Origin of the sequence: Streptomyces sp. NRRL WC-3549 (assembly GCF_000721935.1) — a bacterium.
Classification (GTDB): domain Bacteria; phylum Actinomycetota; class Actinomycetes; order Streptomycetales; family Streptomycetaceae; genus Streptomyces.
The window spans coordinates 26,250-26,932 of record NZ_KL585425.1; positions in this window are offsets into that span (position 1 = coordinate 26,250).

The following is a 683-nucleotide window of genomic DNA, read 5'->3' on the forward strand; positions in this document are numbered from 1 at the left end:
CGACCTCGGCTCCGGGCGGGCCACCCTCTCGGCCCCGAGGAGCGCGCGACCGAAGGAGCGGCCCGCGCTGCCACTGGGAAGGTGAAGGGCGCCCGTACCTCCTCGTTGCCAGGTTGCCCGCGAGATCCGCGCGCCGGCCCACCGCATTGCAGCCCAGGCCGTTGGCCTTTGCTGCGCAAGCGAAGCCCGGTCGTCGCCTTCCACGGGCGAAGTCACCGCTACGGCTGCCGCGACCCGATACCGACCAGGACGCCGGGTCCGTACCGGCGCCGGGTGAGTCGGCCGAGCTGCGCGGGGCCCGCAAGCGCATCCGGCTGCTGGAGCAGGAGAACGAGGTACTGCGCAGGGCCGCGGTGTATCTGTCGCAGGCGAACCTGCCGTCAAAATGATGTACCCGCTCCTCCGTGAGCTGGCCGCCACCGCTGCCCCGTTCCGGCCGGTGGCGGTGACGGTGACGTGCCGGGTGCTGGGGCTGGCCCGCCAGCCCCACTACCGATGGCTGGCCGCACCGGTCACCGAACCCGAACTCGCCCAGGCTCACCGGGCGAACGCGCTGTTCGACGCGCATCGCGACGACCCGGAGTCGGCCATCGCTTCCTGGCCGACGAGGCACATGCGGCCGGTGAGCCGATGGCCACGCGGACCGCCTGGAAGATCTGCCGCGACAACCGCTGGTGGAGCGC